General features: G+C 36.5%; 17 protein-coding genes and 1 pseudogene. 8 read left to right on the top strand and 10 right to left on the bottom strand.

The window, feature by feature from the left end; translation table 11 throughout:
• Positions 1-350, bottom strand: a pseudogene (locus tag M014_RS28135) (hypothetical protein); the annotation flags it as partial.
• 509 nt (positions 351-859) lie between these two features.
• Complete coding sequence (locus M014_RS30320) at positions 860-1,474, bottom strand: hypothetical protein (RefSeq protein WP_026591485.1); 615 nt, start codon at positions 1,472-1,474, stop codon at positions 860-862.
• Positions 1,475-1,718: 244 nt separating this feature from the next.
• Between M014_RS30320 and M014_RS0109340 the strand changes: the two genes are divergently transcribed.
• Positions 1,719-2,354 carry a CotO family spore coat protein gene (locus M014_RS0109340; RefSeq protein WP_026591484.1) on the top strand — a complete coding sequence of 212 codons (636 nt, stop codon included), beginning with the start codon at positions 1,719-1,721 and terminating at the stop codon, positions 2,352-2,354.
• Positions 2,355-2,420: 66 nt separating this feature from the next.
• Here the strand turns inward: M014_RS0109340 and M014_RS0109335 are convergent, their stop codons facing one another.
• Positions 2,421-2,915, bottom strand: coding sequence for a CotY/CotZ family spore coat protein (locus tag M014_RS0109335; RefSeq protein WP_026591483.1), 495 nt, complete (start codon positions 2,913-2,915; stop codon positions 2,421-2,423).
• A gap of 200 nt (positions 2,916-3,115) precedes the next feature.
• Between M014_RS0109335 and M014_RS0109330 the strand changes: the two genes are divergently transcribed.
• Both M014_RS0109330 and M014_RS0109325 read left to right on the top strand, forming a co-directional pair.
• Positions 3,116-3,475: a DUF1360 domain-containing protein gene (locus M014_RS0109330; protein WP_026591482.1), complete on the top strand. Its 360-nt coding sequence runs from the start codon at positions 3,116-3,118 to the stop codon at positions 3,473-3,475.
• A 114-nt stretch (positions 3,476-3,589) separates the two neighbouring features.
• Positions 3,590-3,784 carry a cytochrome C oxidase subunit III gene (locus M014_RS0109325; protein ID WP_155924324.1) on the top strand — a complete coding sequence of 65 codons (195 nt, stop codon included), beginning with the start codon at positions 3,590-3,592 and terminating at the stop codon, positions 3,782-3,784.
• A gap of 233 nt (positions 3,785-4,017) precedes the next feature.
• On the opposite strand, the gene M014_RS0109320 is transcribed toward M014_RS0109325, so the two are convergent.
• On the bottom strand, positions 4,018-4,485 hold the full coding sequence (locus M014_RS0109320; protein WP_026591480.1) for a CotY/CotZ family spore coat protein: 468 nt from the start codon (positions 4,483-4,485) through the stop codon (positions 4,018-4,020).
• A 174-nt stretch (positions 4,486-4,659) separates the two neighbouring features.
• Positions 4,660-6,723 (bottom strand): ATP-dependent helicase, encoded by a 2,064-nt coding sequence (locus M014_RS0109315; protein ID WP_026591479.1) that lies wholly within the window; start codon positions 6,721-6,723, stop codon positions 4,660-4,662.
• 253 nt (positions 6,724-6,976) lie between these two features.
• Here M014_RS0109315 and M014_RS30025 point away from each other — a divergent pair, with 253 nt between their 5' ends.
• Both M014_RS30025 and M014_RS0109300 read left to right on the top strand, forming a co-directional pair.
• Positions 6,977-7,309, top strand: coding sequence for a DUF4183 domain-containing protein (locus M014_RS30025; protein ID WP_331280094.1), 333 nt, complete (start codon positions 6,977-6,979; stop codon positions 7,307-7,309).
• A 20-nt stretch (positions 7,310-7,329) separates the two neighbouring features.
• Positions 7,330-7,743 (top strand): DUF4183 domain-containing protein, encoded by a 414-nt coding sequence (locus M014_RS0109300; protein ID WP_026591478.1) that lies wholly within the window; start codon positions 7,330-7,332, stop codon positions 7,741-7,743.
• 115 nt (positions 7,744-7,858) lie between these two features.
• Here the strand turns inward: M014_RS0109300 and M014_RS0109295 are convergent, their stop codons facing one another.
• The 3 genes from M014_RS0109295 to M014_RS0109285 all read right to left on the bottom strand — a co-directional run bounded on the left by M014_RS0109295 (position 7,859) and on the right by M014_RS0109285 (position 9,626).
• Entirely contained in the window at positions 7,859-8,281 is a 423-nt protein-coding gene (locus tag M014_RS0109295; RefSeq protein ID WP_026591477.1) for a GNAT family N-acetyltransferase, read from the bottom strand.
• Between the two features lies 1 nt (position 8,282).
• Complete coding sequence (locus M014_RS0109290) at positions 8,283-8,801, bottom strand: YjcG family protein (RefSeq protein ID WP_026591476.1); 519 nt, start codon at positions 8,799-8,801, stop codon at positions 8,283-8,285.
• A 93-nt stretch (positions 8,802-8,894) separates the two neighbouring features.
• The gene (locus tag M014_RS0109285; RefSeq protein ID WP_026591475.1) at positions 8,895-9,626 is read right to left on the bottom strand and encodes an alpha/beta hydrolase; all 732 of its coding nucleotides are present in this window, start codon (positions 9,624-9,626) and stop codon (positions 8,895-8,897) included.
• Between the two features lie 369 nt (positions 9,627-9,995).
• On the opposite strand from M014_RS0109285, the gene M014_RS0109280 reads away from it, so the two are divergent.
• The 3 genes from M014_RS0109280 to M014_RS0109270 all read left to right on the top strand — a co-directional run bounded on the left by M014_RS0109280 (position 9,996) and on the right by M014_RS0109270 (position 12,947).
• Entirely contained in the window at positions 9,996-10,907 is a 912-nt protein-coding gene (locus M014_RS0109280) for a DMT family transporter (protein ID WP_026591474.1), read from the top strand.
• A gap of 246 nt (positions 10,908-11,153) precedes the next feature.
• Entirely contained in the window at positions 11,154-11,531 is a 378-nt protein-coding gene (locus M014_RS26685) for a PH domain-containing protein (protein ID WP_231503924.1), read from the top strand.
• Between the two features lie 297 nt (positions 11,532-11,828).
• On the top strand, positions 11,829-12,947 hold the full coding sequence (locus M014_RS0109270; protein ID WP_026591473.1) for a glycosyltransferase family protein: 1,119 nt from the start codon (positions 11,829-11,831) through the stop codon (positions 12,945-12,947).
• A gap of 32 nt (positions 12,948-12,979) precedes the next feature.
• Here the strand turns inward: M014_RS0109270 and M014_RS0109265 are convergent, their stop codons facing one another.
• Both M014_RS0109265 and putP read right to left on the bottom strand, forming a co-directional pair.
• Positions 12,980-13,366 carry an Ig-like domain-containing protein gene (locus M014_RS0109265; protein ID WP_442852733.1) on the bottom strand — a complete coding sequence of 129 codons (387 nt, stop codon included), beginning with the start codon at positions 13,364-13,366 and terminating at the stop codon, positions 12,980-12,982.
• Positions 13,367-13,547: 181 nt separating this feature from the next.
• The gene (gene putP, locus M014_RS0109260) at positions 13,548-15,014 is read right to left on the bottom strand and encodes a sodium/proline symporter PutP (RefSeq protein ID WP_026591471.1); all 1,467 of its coding nucleotides are present in this window, start codon (positions 15,012-15,014) and stop codon (positions 13,548-13,550) included.
• Positions 15,015-15,269: the final 255 nt, after the last annotated feature.

The raw sequence follows: 15,269 nt of genomic DNA, 5'->3' as shown, positions 1-15,269 counted from the left end.
GCTCCAGTTGGCCCAGTCGGTCCGGTAGGCCCAGTCGGTCCAGTTGGCCCAGTCGGTCCGGTAGGTCCAGTATTACCTGTTCCAGCAGCTCCAGTCGGCCCAGTCGGTCCAGTTGGTCCAGTCGGTCCAGTAGGCCCCGTATTACCTGTTCCAGCAGCTCCAGTCGGTCCAGTCGGTCCAGTAGGCCCCGTCGGTCCAGTATTTCCAGTGTTTCCGGTATTTCCAGTGTTACCCGTCGGTCCGGTAGGCCCAGTCGGTCCAGTCGGTCCAGCAGGCCCAGTTGGTCCGGGTTGAGGTAAAGGAAATAAACAATTAAGCGGTATGCAGTTATGTTGATTAAACCTATCCAAGTTAGTTCCTCCTCATCTTTTGTATAAAACTTAATAAAAATATAAACATCGATACATTGTATGAATGATAAAAAATAATGGTACCGAGTATATACTCTAAAAGGTGTAAATGAGTACATTATTTTAAGGTGGGATTTCCAAATGATTTGAGAGTCTGTTCTATATTGTACAATTGGAGTGTTTTTTGTTTTGTTGTTATATACAATATTTTCTGATAACTTAAAATGGGTTATGTGAATGAGCTTTCTCTTGTAAACAGAAAAAAGATAAGTAATCATCAGAATTGTGAGTAAATTAAAAAGGAGTATCCTGCTTTTATGAATGGTAGGATACTGATATTTTTTAAGAAATAGGAACTAGCGTTAGGATTCTTCCTGTGAAAACAGAAGAATAGGAAGCGAAAGCAGAACAAATACGATATTCTGTAGTTGGGCTATTATATGTAAAAAATCAACCGACCACCTCAATTTCATGGTAAACATGAAATTGAGAGGTGATTGATGAACTTTCTAAGCGAGTTTTTCAAACAGAATCGATGCACTGACCACAAAAGGATTAGGACCACCAGCTACTTGGTTATTCAAAGTAGTATTGCCATCAATATTTCGTAGGGTAATAATGTCTCCTTGGTTTAATGCAACGATTACTTGCCCAGGGAGCGTTTGGTTACCTGAACCAGATCCATAATTGGAACCTGCTATTTGAGTCGCATTATTTAAAAATAAAGCGAAGGCAGAAGTACCTTGTTGAGGGAATGTCTCCCAATCGATGCGGTATGTTCCTGTTTGATTAATTGTGATAGTTGTAGATGTTGGAGTAAATGTTACAATTGTTGAGTTAGCCCCGACATTATTAAATGTAACATCCTCATTTAGAGTTAGGGCTTGTGCTTGGGTACTAAAAATATAGGCAAAACCTATTGTACCAGTCGGTCCAGTTGGTCCAGTCGGTCCAGTTGGTCCAGTCGGCCCAGTATTACCTGTACCAGCTTGCCCAGTTGGCCCAGTTGGCCCAGTTGGCCCAGTTGGCCCAGTTGGTCCAGTCGGCCCGGTAGGTCCAGTTGCCCCGGTTTGGGGTAAAGGGAATAAACAATTAAGTGGTATGCAATTATGAAACCTATCCAAATCAATTCCTCCTAATTTCTTGTATGAAATTTAAAATATAGAAACTTTAATATATTGTATGAATGATAAAAAATAATGGTACTGCTTATCTTTGAAAATGGGACACCTCTTTTTGACACATTTTAGTTTGCAATATTCCTATAAGAAATGATGTCTATTCCTTATTATTGATAAATTTAAAGGCAAGTTCTTCACTTTTGGGAATATACTTTGAAGAGAAGTGTTGTTGACAGGAGGGAGAACCTTGACTAAAAAGCAAACTGAGGATATAAAAAACCAGCCTCGTCTTTATACGGCAGAACCTAATTTGGAGAAAAGTAAGTGGAATATACAACAAACGTTTATTCTTAAATTGAATCAAAGCGTTTCTGAAAAAAAGGAAGAAGTGCAAAATGTTGTGAAAGAAGAGCAAGTCGTCGAGGAAGATAAAGTAGGGCCATTTGTTCAAGAAGAAATCGTTACATCGGATGAAGAGATACTAACAGAACAAGAACAACAAGGAAGTTCAGACATTATAGAAGGTATTGAGTTAGTGGAAGTAACAGACGTAACAGAGGTATTAGAAGAAGCCGAAGAATCAACAGAGGTGGTAGATGAGCTAGCGGAAGAAAAAGAGGATGGGAAGCCACAAATTTTTTTAAAAGATTTGACGAAAAAATCGTTTAAGGATATGGACAATGAAGAGAAAATATATTTTTTTCTTCATAGACCGCATTACATTCCAAATGTAAAATGCCGCGTAATAACAGTGAAGGATATATATGTAGGGTTTATCATTTCGTATGAAGATGGTTATGTATCTATTAATTCAGCACAAACATTCGAAAAATTCCAAGTGAAGTTTGAAGAGATTGTATCGATTCAAATTATGGGGATATAGAAAAGGTGGTAGGAATACCTACCACCTCATAGTTTTTTAGTTTTACAGATTGTTCTAATCAAGCGATTATACGCCTGGAACATTTACATCACGTAAACATTGAATCGCACAGAAACAATTTAAATCAACTGTAATAGATAAATTTGTAGAGATTAATTGTGGTATTGTTTGTTTTAAAAACGCACAAACAATATCCTCAGGTGTTGCAGCCGTTTCTGGAGTAAGTCCAGGCGGAACTAATATCTGTAATACAGCGCAGCAATCATCTACACTCGCTACGCGATAAATAGGGGCACTTGCACAGATATCATCACTTGATATTCCAGGATTGTTTTCTTGGAAAAATACGGAAGAAAAAAGCTCTCCTTCTGTAGTATATAACAAGAAAGGGCGAGTGTTTGCGAATTTAGCGCCTTGATTTGCTCCTAAAAATGGAACGTCACAGCCTGTTGGGCAAGCAGAAGAAGCACAATCTTGCAATTCATCGATAAATTTTACCACGTCACATACGCAGTTTGAGCGGTGATGGTGATGATCATGTCTTTCATCTTTACAACTCATGAATTTCACTCCTTATATTTAGTTTTCATTTACACTATTAGAGTATTGAAATAGGAGCAAATCGGTTACGGTTCATAGGATGTTTTTTTTTTCGGGATAAGCCTTTATTTGTCCTCATTTAAAGGAGAGTAAAGTCTTCGGCTTTGGATGCTTCCGATATGTTTTATGTTTCGGTAAATAGAAATAAGGAGATGAGAAGAATGTTCTCCAATAGTTGGTTTTTATTCTTTATTTTTTCGTTAGCTGTGTTTCGGTTTACGCGTCTCATTGTATACGATAAAATTACCAGCTTTATACGCTCCCCTTTTATTGAAGAAGTACAAATTCAAGAACAAGACGGAACCATGTCTACATATATGAAAGTGAAGGGGACTGGACTCCAAAAATGGATTGGTGAATTGTTAAGTTGTTATTGGTGTACAGGTGTATGGATTAGTGCATTTTTACTTCTCTTGTATCATTGGATTCCTAAAGTTGCAGAACCTGTATTAGCGTTGTTGGCACTCGCCGGGGCAGCGGCTATTATTGAAACGATAATTGGACGATTTGTTGAAGAATAGAGGTTTTTAACTGATGATTAGTTGAAAAAATCGGACTTTAATAGCGTAAAAATAGGTGAACAGAAAGGATAGGCTGTTCATATAGTGAATAGATAGAAATGCACAGCAGAGGAGATGTTTGTTATGGAAGGTAATCTGCAACCAAATCCATATAGTCTTCAACAGTGGCAGCAAATGCAACAACAAGCGCAGCAACAACATTTATATCAGCAACAGGCACAACAATTACAACAGCAAGGATTCGTAAAGAAAAAGGGTTGTAATTGTGGTAAGAAAAAGAACATTTCTAATCAACAAAATCAAGGTTGAAAAACACTCATGTTATCGTGAGTGTTTTTGTTTTGTATGAAAATATATGAAAAAGAATTTTTGTAATAAGACAATGAAGCTATATTGTATCGGAGAGGGATATACCTTTAAAGCATGGCATATAGCGAAGGGGTAATTTTGCGGACATATTGAGATACTACGGTGAAGAATCGAGAAGCTAATGGACGAGAAAAATTATATATGTTAAAAGGTTATACTATGCTGTTATATGCTCAGCAGATTGTAACAAATGCATCACGCAAACATTGAATACCACAAAAACAATGTAAATCAACCGTGACACGAGAGGAAGTTGCATGCAATTCAGCATGTGGAATACTTAAGTAAGTACAAACAGGGTTTGGGCTCGTGTCAGGTTCTTTTCCTACAATAACGATCAATGCTTGAAGTACGGCGTAGCAATTTTTATCTACACTTTGTACACGGAAAATAGGAGAGCGGCAATATTTACTTGCAGAAGGAACAGATAATTCGAATGGGTTTCCTGAATTTGTGAATAAAATAAATGGCCGTGTGTTTGCTGCTTTTGCTGCATAATGCGAACCAAGGAATGGAGCATTATACTGCGATGAATAAGCAGTAGATGTGCATTCTTGTAATTCATGTATGAATTTGACAACATTACATACACAGCTTTCATCAAAGTATGTATCATGCCCGTCGCTAGAATTACAGCTCATATTGTTCACTTCCCTACCCTCAAGTTTTTACTATTAGAATATGAGTCGAGAAGAGTCGATATTACGGAGGACAAAGGTGATTCCTGTTTAAAGCAGTGGCGGATTTGACGAATTGTATTGGACAATAAGCAGGATATTATTTGAGGAATATATGAAAAAATCCAGCACCATATGTTAAGGTGTTGGATTTTTTTGTAAGTCTTTCTGGGCAATATATAAAAATCTCGATACATCTAATTTTTTTCCTCTAAAAAATTGCGGAGAGGAAATATACAGTTCTTCTTTTGCGCGAGTGATGGCGACATACATGAGCCTTCTTTCTTCTTCTAACGCTTCAGAAGTATCAGTCACACGGTCATTTGCATCTTTTAAAGAAGAAGAATGAGGCAGTATACCATCGCTTGCTCCAAGTAAAAAGACACATGGGAATTCCAGTCCTTTTGCATTGTGAATTGACATGAGAGAAACTGCATCTTTTTGTTGCATTGTTTTTAATGCTTCCATTTCTTTTTGGCTTTGAATCGCTGTGCTTACAAATTCTAAATAGGAAGGGATATCGGTAAATCGAGTAGCCGATTCCATTAATTCTTCGAGCATTTCTTCTTGTATGTCTTTATGCATCGTAAAGGAAGAGCGGTCATTGCTTTGTAGGTACTCTAGATATTTACCCTTACCTTTAATAATTTCTTTTAGTGCTTTCTTTGGTTCTAATTCTTTAATGAATTTAATGAAGTCAATCCGTTCGTTTATTTTTTTGACTTGGAATGGTTTTAAACTCGGGTTTAGCAATAGAAAATGGAGGAGGGAAGGGAATCTTCCTTCGCCGTATTTCCACTGCTCGCGTTCAATAAATGAGATGCATTCATCACGGCCGATATACATCGTCGGCAATATGTTTGAGAGCGATTCGATTCGAAACGGTTCATATGCGAGACGTAGCTGATCGAGTACGGGCTTAATTAAAGAATGCTCATAGAACGATTGGCTTGCACCGTGTTTGATAAACGGAACTTTATGAATCGTTAGTTGGTCGAGTAAAGAACGACTGACAGAGTGCGTACGATATAATAAACAAAAGTCTTTGTATTCTCGTTCGCCGCTCGCTACTTTATCTTGAATGAGTTGCAGGATTTGATTTGCCTCATCAAGAGTAGTGGCAGGGCGTGCATAAAATGGCTGTATACCTTCTTCATGAACAGAATATAATTCTTTTTTAAAACGTTCTTGATTCAGTTTAATGACTTCGTTTCCAAGACCAACGATAAATGGATTAGAACGATAATTTGTATTTAAAGCAATAATGGTTGTATCTTCAAATTCTTTTGGGAAGGATAAGATAATTTGATGGCTCGCGCCGCGCCAGCCGTATATGGCTTGATCGTCATCTCCCGCGATAAATAAATTATTTCGCGGCGAAGCTAACAGTTTTACAATCTCATATTGCGCATACGACGTATCTTGAAATTCATCGACTTCAATGTAATGGAATCTATTTTGTAATTGTGTTAATAAAGGTGCGTTATTTTCAAGCATATAGAATGTTTCTAGTAAGATATCATCAAAATCTATATATCCATATCTTTGTTTTACATCTTCATAGCGTTCATATACTTCACGGAATTCTTGTTCAACGGGTGTTTTTGCTTGTACATCTTTTGGACGATTTAATTTATTTTTCTCGAGTGAAATCATTGCGAGCATTGTTTCTGCGTCATAATCGTCTTTTAAGCGCAATTCTTTCAAAATTTTCTTTATCATAATTTGTTTATGTTTTTCATTTGCTAAAATCTGCTGGTTGTATCCTTGACTGCGAAGCAATTTTAAAAAGACGGAATGGAATGTGCCTGCGACGACATATTGGCTTGCAGAACGGTTCATTCCAGGTAAACTTGCTACGCGGCTTCGAATTTCTTCAGCAGCTTTTTGTGTAAACGTAAGTAGTAAAATGTTGCGTGGATGAACATTTTTTACATTAATTAAATAGCCAACGCGAGTTGTTAACACAGATGTTTTCCCGCTCCCAGCTCCGGCCAATGTAAGAACAGGACCTTCTGTCGTTCTGACTGCTTCTAATTGTTTTTCATTTAAATAGACGCCTTGTCGCTCTAGGGCACGAAAATAAGCTGCATCTGCTTCTTTCTCTGGGATTAAATCAACAGAGGTTTTCGGGATATGATATATTGCCTGCGGAATGCTAGCATGTGTTAATAATTTTTGCGAAAATTTCTCCATTGTCATAACTTCACCTTCAAATATGGGATCAAATAATAACTTTATCGGAAGAAAGGCGAAAAGGCAATGTTAAAAAGAGTATATGGACATGTTTGCATTCGGATATTTTGAATACTGGGGTCAGTTTTATGTAGAATTTTTGAAAAGTATAGGACATACGTTTGCGCAAAAATAAGGATTTAGAATATTAATATATTTAAAGTGCATTTTCTATAGTGGTGTATATGATAGTCTATCAAAAATAGAGAGGTCATGTATTGTGAAGAGAAGGGAAGAGAGTCTCTGTTGTTGTCACTACGTTGCATTTCCAGTTTATAATGCGCCGACAGGACCTAGGAGAGTAACAAATGAAATTTATTATGCTCTTTCAGATGGTCAGAAGTTAATTTATACAAATAGTGATGGGCTACAGGAGTATGGAACTACACAGATTTTGTCACCGAATCAAGTTTCGTGTATGAATTTATTTGTGAATGGTGTTCTTCAACCACCGATAGCTTACAGAGTTGAAGATGGTCAATTGACACTTTTAATCGACGAGGTTCCATTAAAAGGTGTGCCAATTATACTTCAGTTTATTACTGTATATTAAGGAAGGATGAGATTTAAACGATGGCGGTTTCACTAATTAAAATGGTAATTACAGCAACGAGTACGATTTCAGGAGAGGTTACAACAACGACGAATACGACCGTTACTCCTACTGGTAACAGATTTGTGGCGTTTGTAACGGCAGGGATGGTTGTAGGAGGAGTTACTACAATTCCTGCAGCGAATTTTGCAGATGATAGCGGAACGGCAGTAGTAAATTTACCTGTTATAGCAGGTGATTCTTATGTGAATCTGTACGTGAATGGTGTGCTTCAACAAGCGGATCTTATGACGACTTTATCGACAACACAAGTAGTTCTTGGTGCAGCACTTACAGAAAGTCAGCCTGTAATGCTAGAATTTATTAATGTAACAGCAGCTTCTACGTCAACTTCTACGAATAATTTAACAGTTAATACAACAATTAACACATAAAATTGATTGGTATCAGATTTCTTGATAGGGATTATAATCTGATTGAGTTATACTTCTAGCTAATAGAAAAAGCCTTAGCTCTATATTTTTATAGGCTAAGGCTTTTTTCATTAGATTAAATTTCTTTTATCATAACAACATGTGGTATATCTGCTTCTATAAATACATCAGAAACAGTTTCATATCCGAGCTTCTTATAAAAAGGTTCCGCTTGTGTTTGCGCATGAAGTTTCAATTTTGGTAGCGATTCTTCTTTCGCATATGCTTCGAGCGAGTCCATAATGATTTTTCCAACACCCTTTTTGCGATGGGAAGCGAGAACGCATATCCGTTCCATTTTCCCGATGTCATCAACGATGCGAAAGCGACCTGCCCCAACTGGAATATCCTCATCATATATAACGATGTGTTTAGAAGTTTCTTCAAATTCATCGTATTCTTCTTCAGCAGACACATGTTGTTCTTCAACAAAGACTTGTTTGCGTACAGAGAATGCGTCTCTTAGCTGCTGATCTGTTTGTACGATTTGTGCTTGCAAATTAGTTGTTCCCCTTTCCAATATGGAATGTTTCATATACTGTCCATGTTTCATTTTCTAATTGATATAGAAGGTGGAAACGGTCGATTGGTTGCTCGTAATAAAAGTCTTTCATACGTAAGCGACCTAATACATCAGCATGCTCTGCATCTGATAAATTTTGTCCAATTGTTAAATGTGGTACGAATGCATATTCACGCTCTTGTGTGAAGAATCCTTTATGCATTTCTTCATTTAACAATGTAAGTTCAGGTGTTTTTTCTACTTTGAAATAAAGAACATTATTAACAGGTGCGAATGAGCTTACCTTTCCAACATGAAGGGTAAACGGATTTGTTTTGTTTGCGATTGTATGCAGTTCTTGTACAATTGTTTCTAATTGCTCATCTGGTGCCTCAAAGGGTGCTTTTAATGTGATATGTGGTGGAACTAATGCATAATGCGGATCATAACGCTTACGCAATCCGTTCGCTTTATCTTGAATCATTTTTGATGGGAAAATTACAATGCCTAGTTTCATCTTTCAATTCCTCCCTTTGTAAGTCTAGTTAGATTTTGAGAAAAATAAATCTCTTTTTCTATTATATCAAATAATTCTGAACACTGCTCCCTATTATTTCATTGATAGAATGTAAGAAAATGCTTTTGGTAAATCATTTTGCCAATATTTCCATGTATGATTTCCCTCAAATTCTTCGTAATGCGTTGTGAAATTTTTCTCTGTAAGCAAGGCATGTAATTCGCGATTTGGCTCTACAAAATCAGAAATTTGCCCATCCGTTCTTTTCACAGCAGTTTCTTCTGTCCCAATTACATGATAAATTTCTAATGTTTGTGGCTCTGTAAAATCTTTTGCAAGGCTCAGTACGGTTTCATCAACAAATGGGGACTGCATAACAACTTTACCAAATGTATGCGGATACATAAGTGATGTCATAAAGGACACTGTACCGCCAAGGGAATCGCCAATTAATACGCGACCTTTTCCCATTTGATAAGTTGGATAGTTTTCATCAATATATGGAACGAGTTCGTGAGCTAGGAAACGAATGTATGCGCTATTTTTCACATCGTTTGGAAAGTATTTTTCTTTACGATCGTGCACATTTTTATATGGAATACCGACAATAATTGTTCGGTCAATTTCTTCATTTTCACGAAGATGCTCAATTACGCGGTGCGCTTTACCAAGCTGGAAATAATCTCTTCCGTCCTGTGCAATTACAACGGTGTGTTTGTGCAGCGGTGTATAATTAGCTGGTAAATAGACGAGAAGTGTAATCTCTTCTTGAAGTGATGTACTGTAAAATGAAAGTTCTTCTATTCTCCCGATTGCTTGACTCATGTGTGATCCCCCTAAATAAAAAATATGCTGTAGTTGCTTTGTGAGGGTAGCGCAGATAGTCAAAATGAAAGGATATATTTACTACCTGTGCTTCTCATTTTATATTTTACCATAGTAGTATGAAGAATCTAAAAAAATAGTATTCATATGATGGAAGAAAGGTTGAGGTAAAAGCTTTCTTTTTTAGATGGGAGAGAGGGTACGGCGATGGATAGAAGTGATTCAGCCCACATCCTAAGTGAAAACAAGGTGAGACAGTAAGTGCAGGTTCGTTTTTGTTTTTCATAACAAAGATTTATATGTTGAAAGATTAAATTGGGTTTATATATAATGAGGTGGGGATTTTTACAGGAGAGGGGCAAAACAACTTTGAAACAAGAAAAATCAATCGCACTACCGTTAGCAGTTTCTATTATAGCCATTTCATTTGCAGCAGTTTTCGTAAAGATGTCCTCGGCGCCATCTTCAATTTTAAGTATGTATCGATTATGGATTATTGTAATCCTTATGCTTCCAATCGTTTGGAAAAAGCGTGAAGAGTTTCGCAGAATTCAAGCGCGAGATTGGTGTTTTTTAATAGGATCTGGATTCTTTTTAGCACTGCATTTCCTTTTATGGTTCGCATCTTTAAAGTTTACAACTGTAGCAAGTTCAACGATTATTTTAGCGCTCCAGCCCATCGTATCGCTAGTTGGAGGTTTTTTTCTGTTTAAAGAAAGAACGACTTCTTCAGCGATTGCCACAATGGGGATTGCCATCTTAGGTGTAATGTGTATTGGATGGGGAGATTTAGGATTAAGTGAGCAAGCGGTGATAGGAGACATTTTATCCTTTTTAAGCGTAATTGCAGTTGTTGGTTATTTATTTATTGGGCAAACAACTGTAAAAAAAGTTTCACACTGGATTTATAGCTTTACCGTGTTTGCATTTGCGGGGCTATTTATAGCTATTTATAATGTAATCATGAGTGTGCCATTTACAGGATATTCCACATGGGATTGGTGGATTTTCATTTTGCTTGCGATTGTACCAACTGCTTCACATATGATTAATAACTGGTTATTAAATTATGTGAATGCCACAACGATTTCAATGAGTATTTTAGGCGAGCCTGTTGGTGCGTCTATACTTGCCTTTTTCTTGCTTGGTGAGAAGTTAAATGTGATGCAAGTGATTGGTAGTGTTCTCGTATTATGCGGTGTGTCTATTTTCTTGCTGCAGCAGCAAAAACGTACGCAAAAAGAGCCGGTGCAAAGTGTAGCATTTACGCAAGACCTGTAGTGTATGTATAGATAATTAGTAGGCTGTTAGGGGCGATCCTAACAGCTTTTTCTATATAAATTGAAAAACTGATAAAAAACCTTTCTTTTTGGGTGGGAGAGAGGATCCGTTCCTTTTTTAGCCGCATGCCCAGTGGAGTCAAAGAGAGAAAACGAGTGAGGATATCCTTTTTGTTGAGTAATAATAAAATTGTTTACTTACAAATAAAATCGTTACATTTACAAAAAAGATGCATGGATATAGTAAATTTATTTGGCGGGCGTCGCTGCCTGTTTTGCTCCTTTTCTTGCAGGAAGGGACTATTTCCTTCTATTTTTCACCATTCCTCTTGCAATTCTTCTCATTTGGAGCTGGTTTACAACAGGGTATACGGTAGAGAATGAACAAATTATTATTCGATATGGGCCGATGAAAAAAAGAATTTCAATTAAGGATATAAGGAAAATTTCAAGAACAAAAAATCCACTAGCAGCTCCGGCATTGTCCTTTGATAGACTGGAAATACTTTGTGGTTCTCAGTTTCAAGCAGAGCTTGTCTCACTGAAAGATAAGCAACAATTTGTTTCTTTGTTAAAAAGCATTCATCCGCAAATTGAAGTGGAATATCATATAATGAACAAGTGATAAGAGTGGTCTCAAGAGCCACTCTTATTTTTATTCTCTCGATGTACAGAGAAAAATGGGAAAGCGAGACGGAGATGAAGAAAAATCACGCTGATTTAAAGGTTCACTTTATATTTTGATGCTGAAATTTAAGATTTGCTGGCTATATAGGATGTGAAGTTGATATGTATATGAATTATATGAAAAGCAGAATAACTAAAACGGAATTTTCATAAATAGTAAAAGGAATGAAATTAGTTTTTATGTAAAAAATGGAAAAATATATAATTTGTTCTCAGAGGGGAGAGCGGAAAGAAAATGGAATTAATTAGATGGGCCGTTGAACTAGGAGCTTCAGTACATGGTGGTACACCCAATGAGCTATTACCTGCATTGGAATATTACTATGATCGAGATCATCTAAAAGCCTTTTTGATTGCAGGTCTCCTTCTTGAAATGGATCTCTCACCGAGTCAAAGAGAGGCTGTTGAGCTGAAAAAATGTATATCAGCGTACTATGCGGGATTGCATAAGATTGGGAAAAAATATGCCGATAAACTTCTAGCTGAGCATCCTGAAGTAGTTCTTTATCAAAATAATGTAAAAGCATTTGAAGCGTATTTCAACGAATCTTATGACTATTGTCTTTATATATGGCCATATACATATATAAGTTTTATTGATGTTGCCAGGGCTTTAAAATGGAAATTAGAACAGCAGGGGAAAACGGCGATTATATCAGAAACACTATTAACAAACGCGAATAATACAATAGTTTTTGGTGCACATTCATATGTCCGTACTCCTGTTGAGATTCCAGAAGATGCGATTATTTATAATTTAGAGCAGCTATATGATGGATGCCCTTATGATAATATTATTTATCGCAATATATTGAGAAATAGGATAATTTGGGATTACAGTTCTCAAAATATTGCTTGGTTGAAAAAGAAAGAATTAGGAAAAGAAGTGAAACATGTCAAAATGAATTATGCTCCTACTTTAAAGATTAAAACAGATACTTTTATAAAGCCTATCTCTGAAGACATTGATGTATTATTTATCGGTGCTATGAATAAGCGCCGTAATGCAATTTTTGATCAGTTAAAAAAGCTTGCACCAGATTTAAATATTATTTTTAATAGCAATGTATGGGGAATTCTCAGAAATGAACTTATCGCGAGATCCAAAATTGTTTTAAATCTACACTACTATTTAACGGGTATTCTTGAAACGCCGAGGGTTTCTTACGCTGTCGCGAATCATAAATTCATTATCTCTGAAACTAGTAATCCTGATGATGAAGCAGAGTGGCCAGGAATTGTTTTTGTCCCTCATGAAAAGATTGCGGAGACAGTTATAGAGTATCTCCAAAAGCCAGAGGAACGTAAAATGTTAGCAGAAAAGGCCCATGATCATTTTAAGTCACAAGGATAAATAAAATCCCTTGCTTAACAAAGCAAGGGATTTTATTTTGGATTTGTTATAAAAGGATGAACATAAACGACGCATAAATCTCGAAATTTCCCTTCGGCAGTTGTTACGATCACGACAGCTCGCCCAGGGTTCTTTCCCGTTATGATGGCTTTGTCGTCATCTGTATGAATTGTTATAACGTCATGATTCATATTTGTCCAAATAAGTTCTTGATTTGTTGCTTGAATTGGGAGAACAGAGGCAGATAATTCAGCGCTTTGTCCTACTTTTATTTTTAGTTTGTTTTTTTGTATATGCACACCAATTACAGATACAACAGAAGGAGCAAGTGAAATTCGAGGTTTTGATTGTATGTTTGGGCAAGAAGTATTTGTGATAGGTGAAAAATTTTTTTGATTTTGGTTTCTTATTGATGCCATCATTTCGAAGTCTCCTCTCTGTATAAGTGCTGATACTAATACTATAACGAAGTAGTGTTATAGTTAATTTAACGAAACATAAAGAAATTGTTAATTTCAAAGAAAAAATTGTCGAAAGGTACATAAAAAAAAGGCCCTCCACTTTTATGATGAAAGTGGAGGGTCTCTATTCTAAAAAATATTATGCAGTTTTTTCAAATTCCTCAAACTGCTTTTCAACTTCTTTTGAAGGTTTTGTTAGTAAACTAACAATAACAATTGCTAGTAAGCTTGCTGTGAAACCTGGAATCATTTCATATAGGAAATCTTTTAAAAACTTAAATTGTGTCCACGTGATAACAGTTGCAGCACCAGCGATCATTCCAGCTAACGCGCCCCATTTTGTCATACGTTTCCAGTATAAGCTTAGTAAAACGACAGGACCAAATGAAGAACCGAAGCCAGCCCAAGCATAGCCAACAAGTGCTAAGATTGTGTCGTTTTGTTTAAATGCTAATCCACAACCAATAAGTGCAATAACAAGAACGGCCATACGACCAACAAATACAAGCTCACGATCAGATGCAGAACGTTTAAAGAATGTTCTATATATGTCTTCCGTTACCGCACTTGATGTAACAAGAAGCTGAGAAGAGATTGTACTCATAATAGCTGCTAAAATAGCTGCTAATAAAAATCCAGTAATTAATGGATGGAATAAAATATTACCTAGTTCAACGAAAATTGTTTCTGGGTCAGAGAGCTTTAATCCTGCTTTTGAATAGTAAGCGATACCGATAAGACCAGTAAACATAGCTCCCACTACAGAGAAAATCATCCAGCTCATACCAATTCGGCGTGCGCTTTTAATTTCTTTTACAGATGAAATAGCCATAAAGCGTACGATAATATGAGGTTGTCCAGCATAACCAAGACCCCAGGCGAATAATGAAATAATACCTAATACGGATGTTCCTTTAAAAATATCTAATAGTGCTGGGTCAATAGATTTAATTGTATCAAATGCTGGTCCAAGGCCATTTACATTCATAATTGTTACGAGCGGAACAAGGATAAGAGCAACCACCATGATGATTCCTTGAACGAAGTCTGTCCAACTTACAGCTAAGAAGCCGCCGAATAATGTGTAAGCTACAACAACGCTTCCAACAATAAGTAATCCAACATGGTAATTTAGTCCAAATGAATTTTCGAATAATACTGCACCTGAGACGAATCCTGAAGCTACATAAAATGTGAAAAAGATCATAATAACAAGTCCAGAAACAAGGCGTAGCATATGAGATGCATCATGGAAACGATGCTCTAAAAATTCTGGAATAGTAATAGAGTTGTTAGCAATTTCTGAGTAGGTACGTAAGCGAGGAGCGACATAGATCCAGTTTGCGTATGCGCCAAGTGTAAGGCCAATCGCAATCCAGCTACTACTTAATCCAACGCTAAACATAGCACCGGGTAATCCCATTAACAGCCAGCCGCTCATATCGGCTGCTCCAGCACTTAATGCTGTTACTGCGGGGCCTAGTGTACGCCCGCCAAGCATATAATCTGTTAAGTTGGATGTCTGTTTATAGGCAAAATAGCCAATGACTAGCATCCCGAGCATGTAGATAGAGATAGAAGTTAAAATTAACATCTGCGTACTCATGTAGTTCCCCTTCCTTTTGTAATATCTTTTGATGAATTTTGCATATTTATAATCTATCATGATTATTTCAGAAAATCCATATACAAATACGAATTTTCTGAAATGTAAGCGTTTTTTGACATTGTTTTATTTTTCGAATATATAATTTTCTGACAAAAAACTTTGATTTTAATAGAGTATTTATTATATTTACATAAAAACGGGTTGTTTTGTCAATATAATATTGAATGAAGAAAAAATATTTTTTTTTTGAAA

Origin of the sequence: Bacillus sp. UNC437CL72CviS29, from assembly GCF_000482345.1 — a bacterium.
GTDB lineage: Bacteria > Bacillota > Bacilli > Bacillales > Bacillaceae_G > Bacillus_A > Bacillus_A arachidis.
This window is presented reverse-complemented; position numbering and strand designations above follow the sequence as displayed.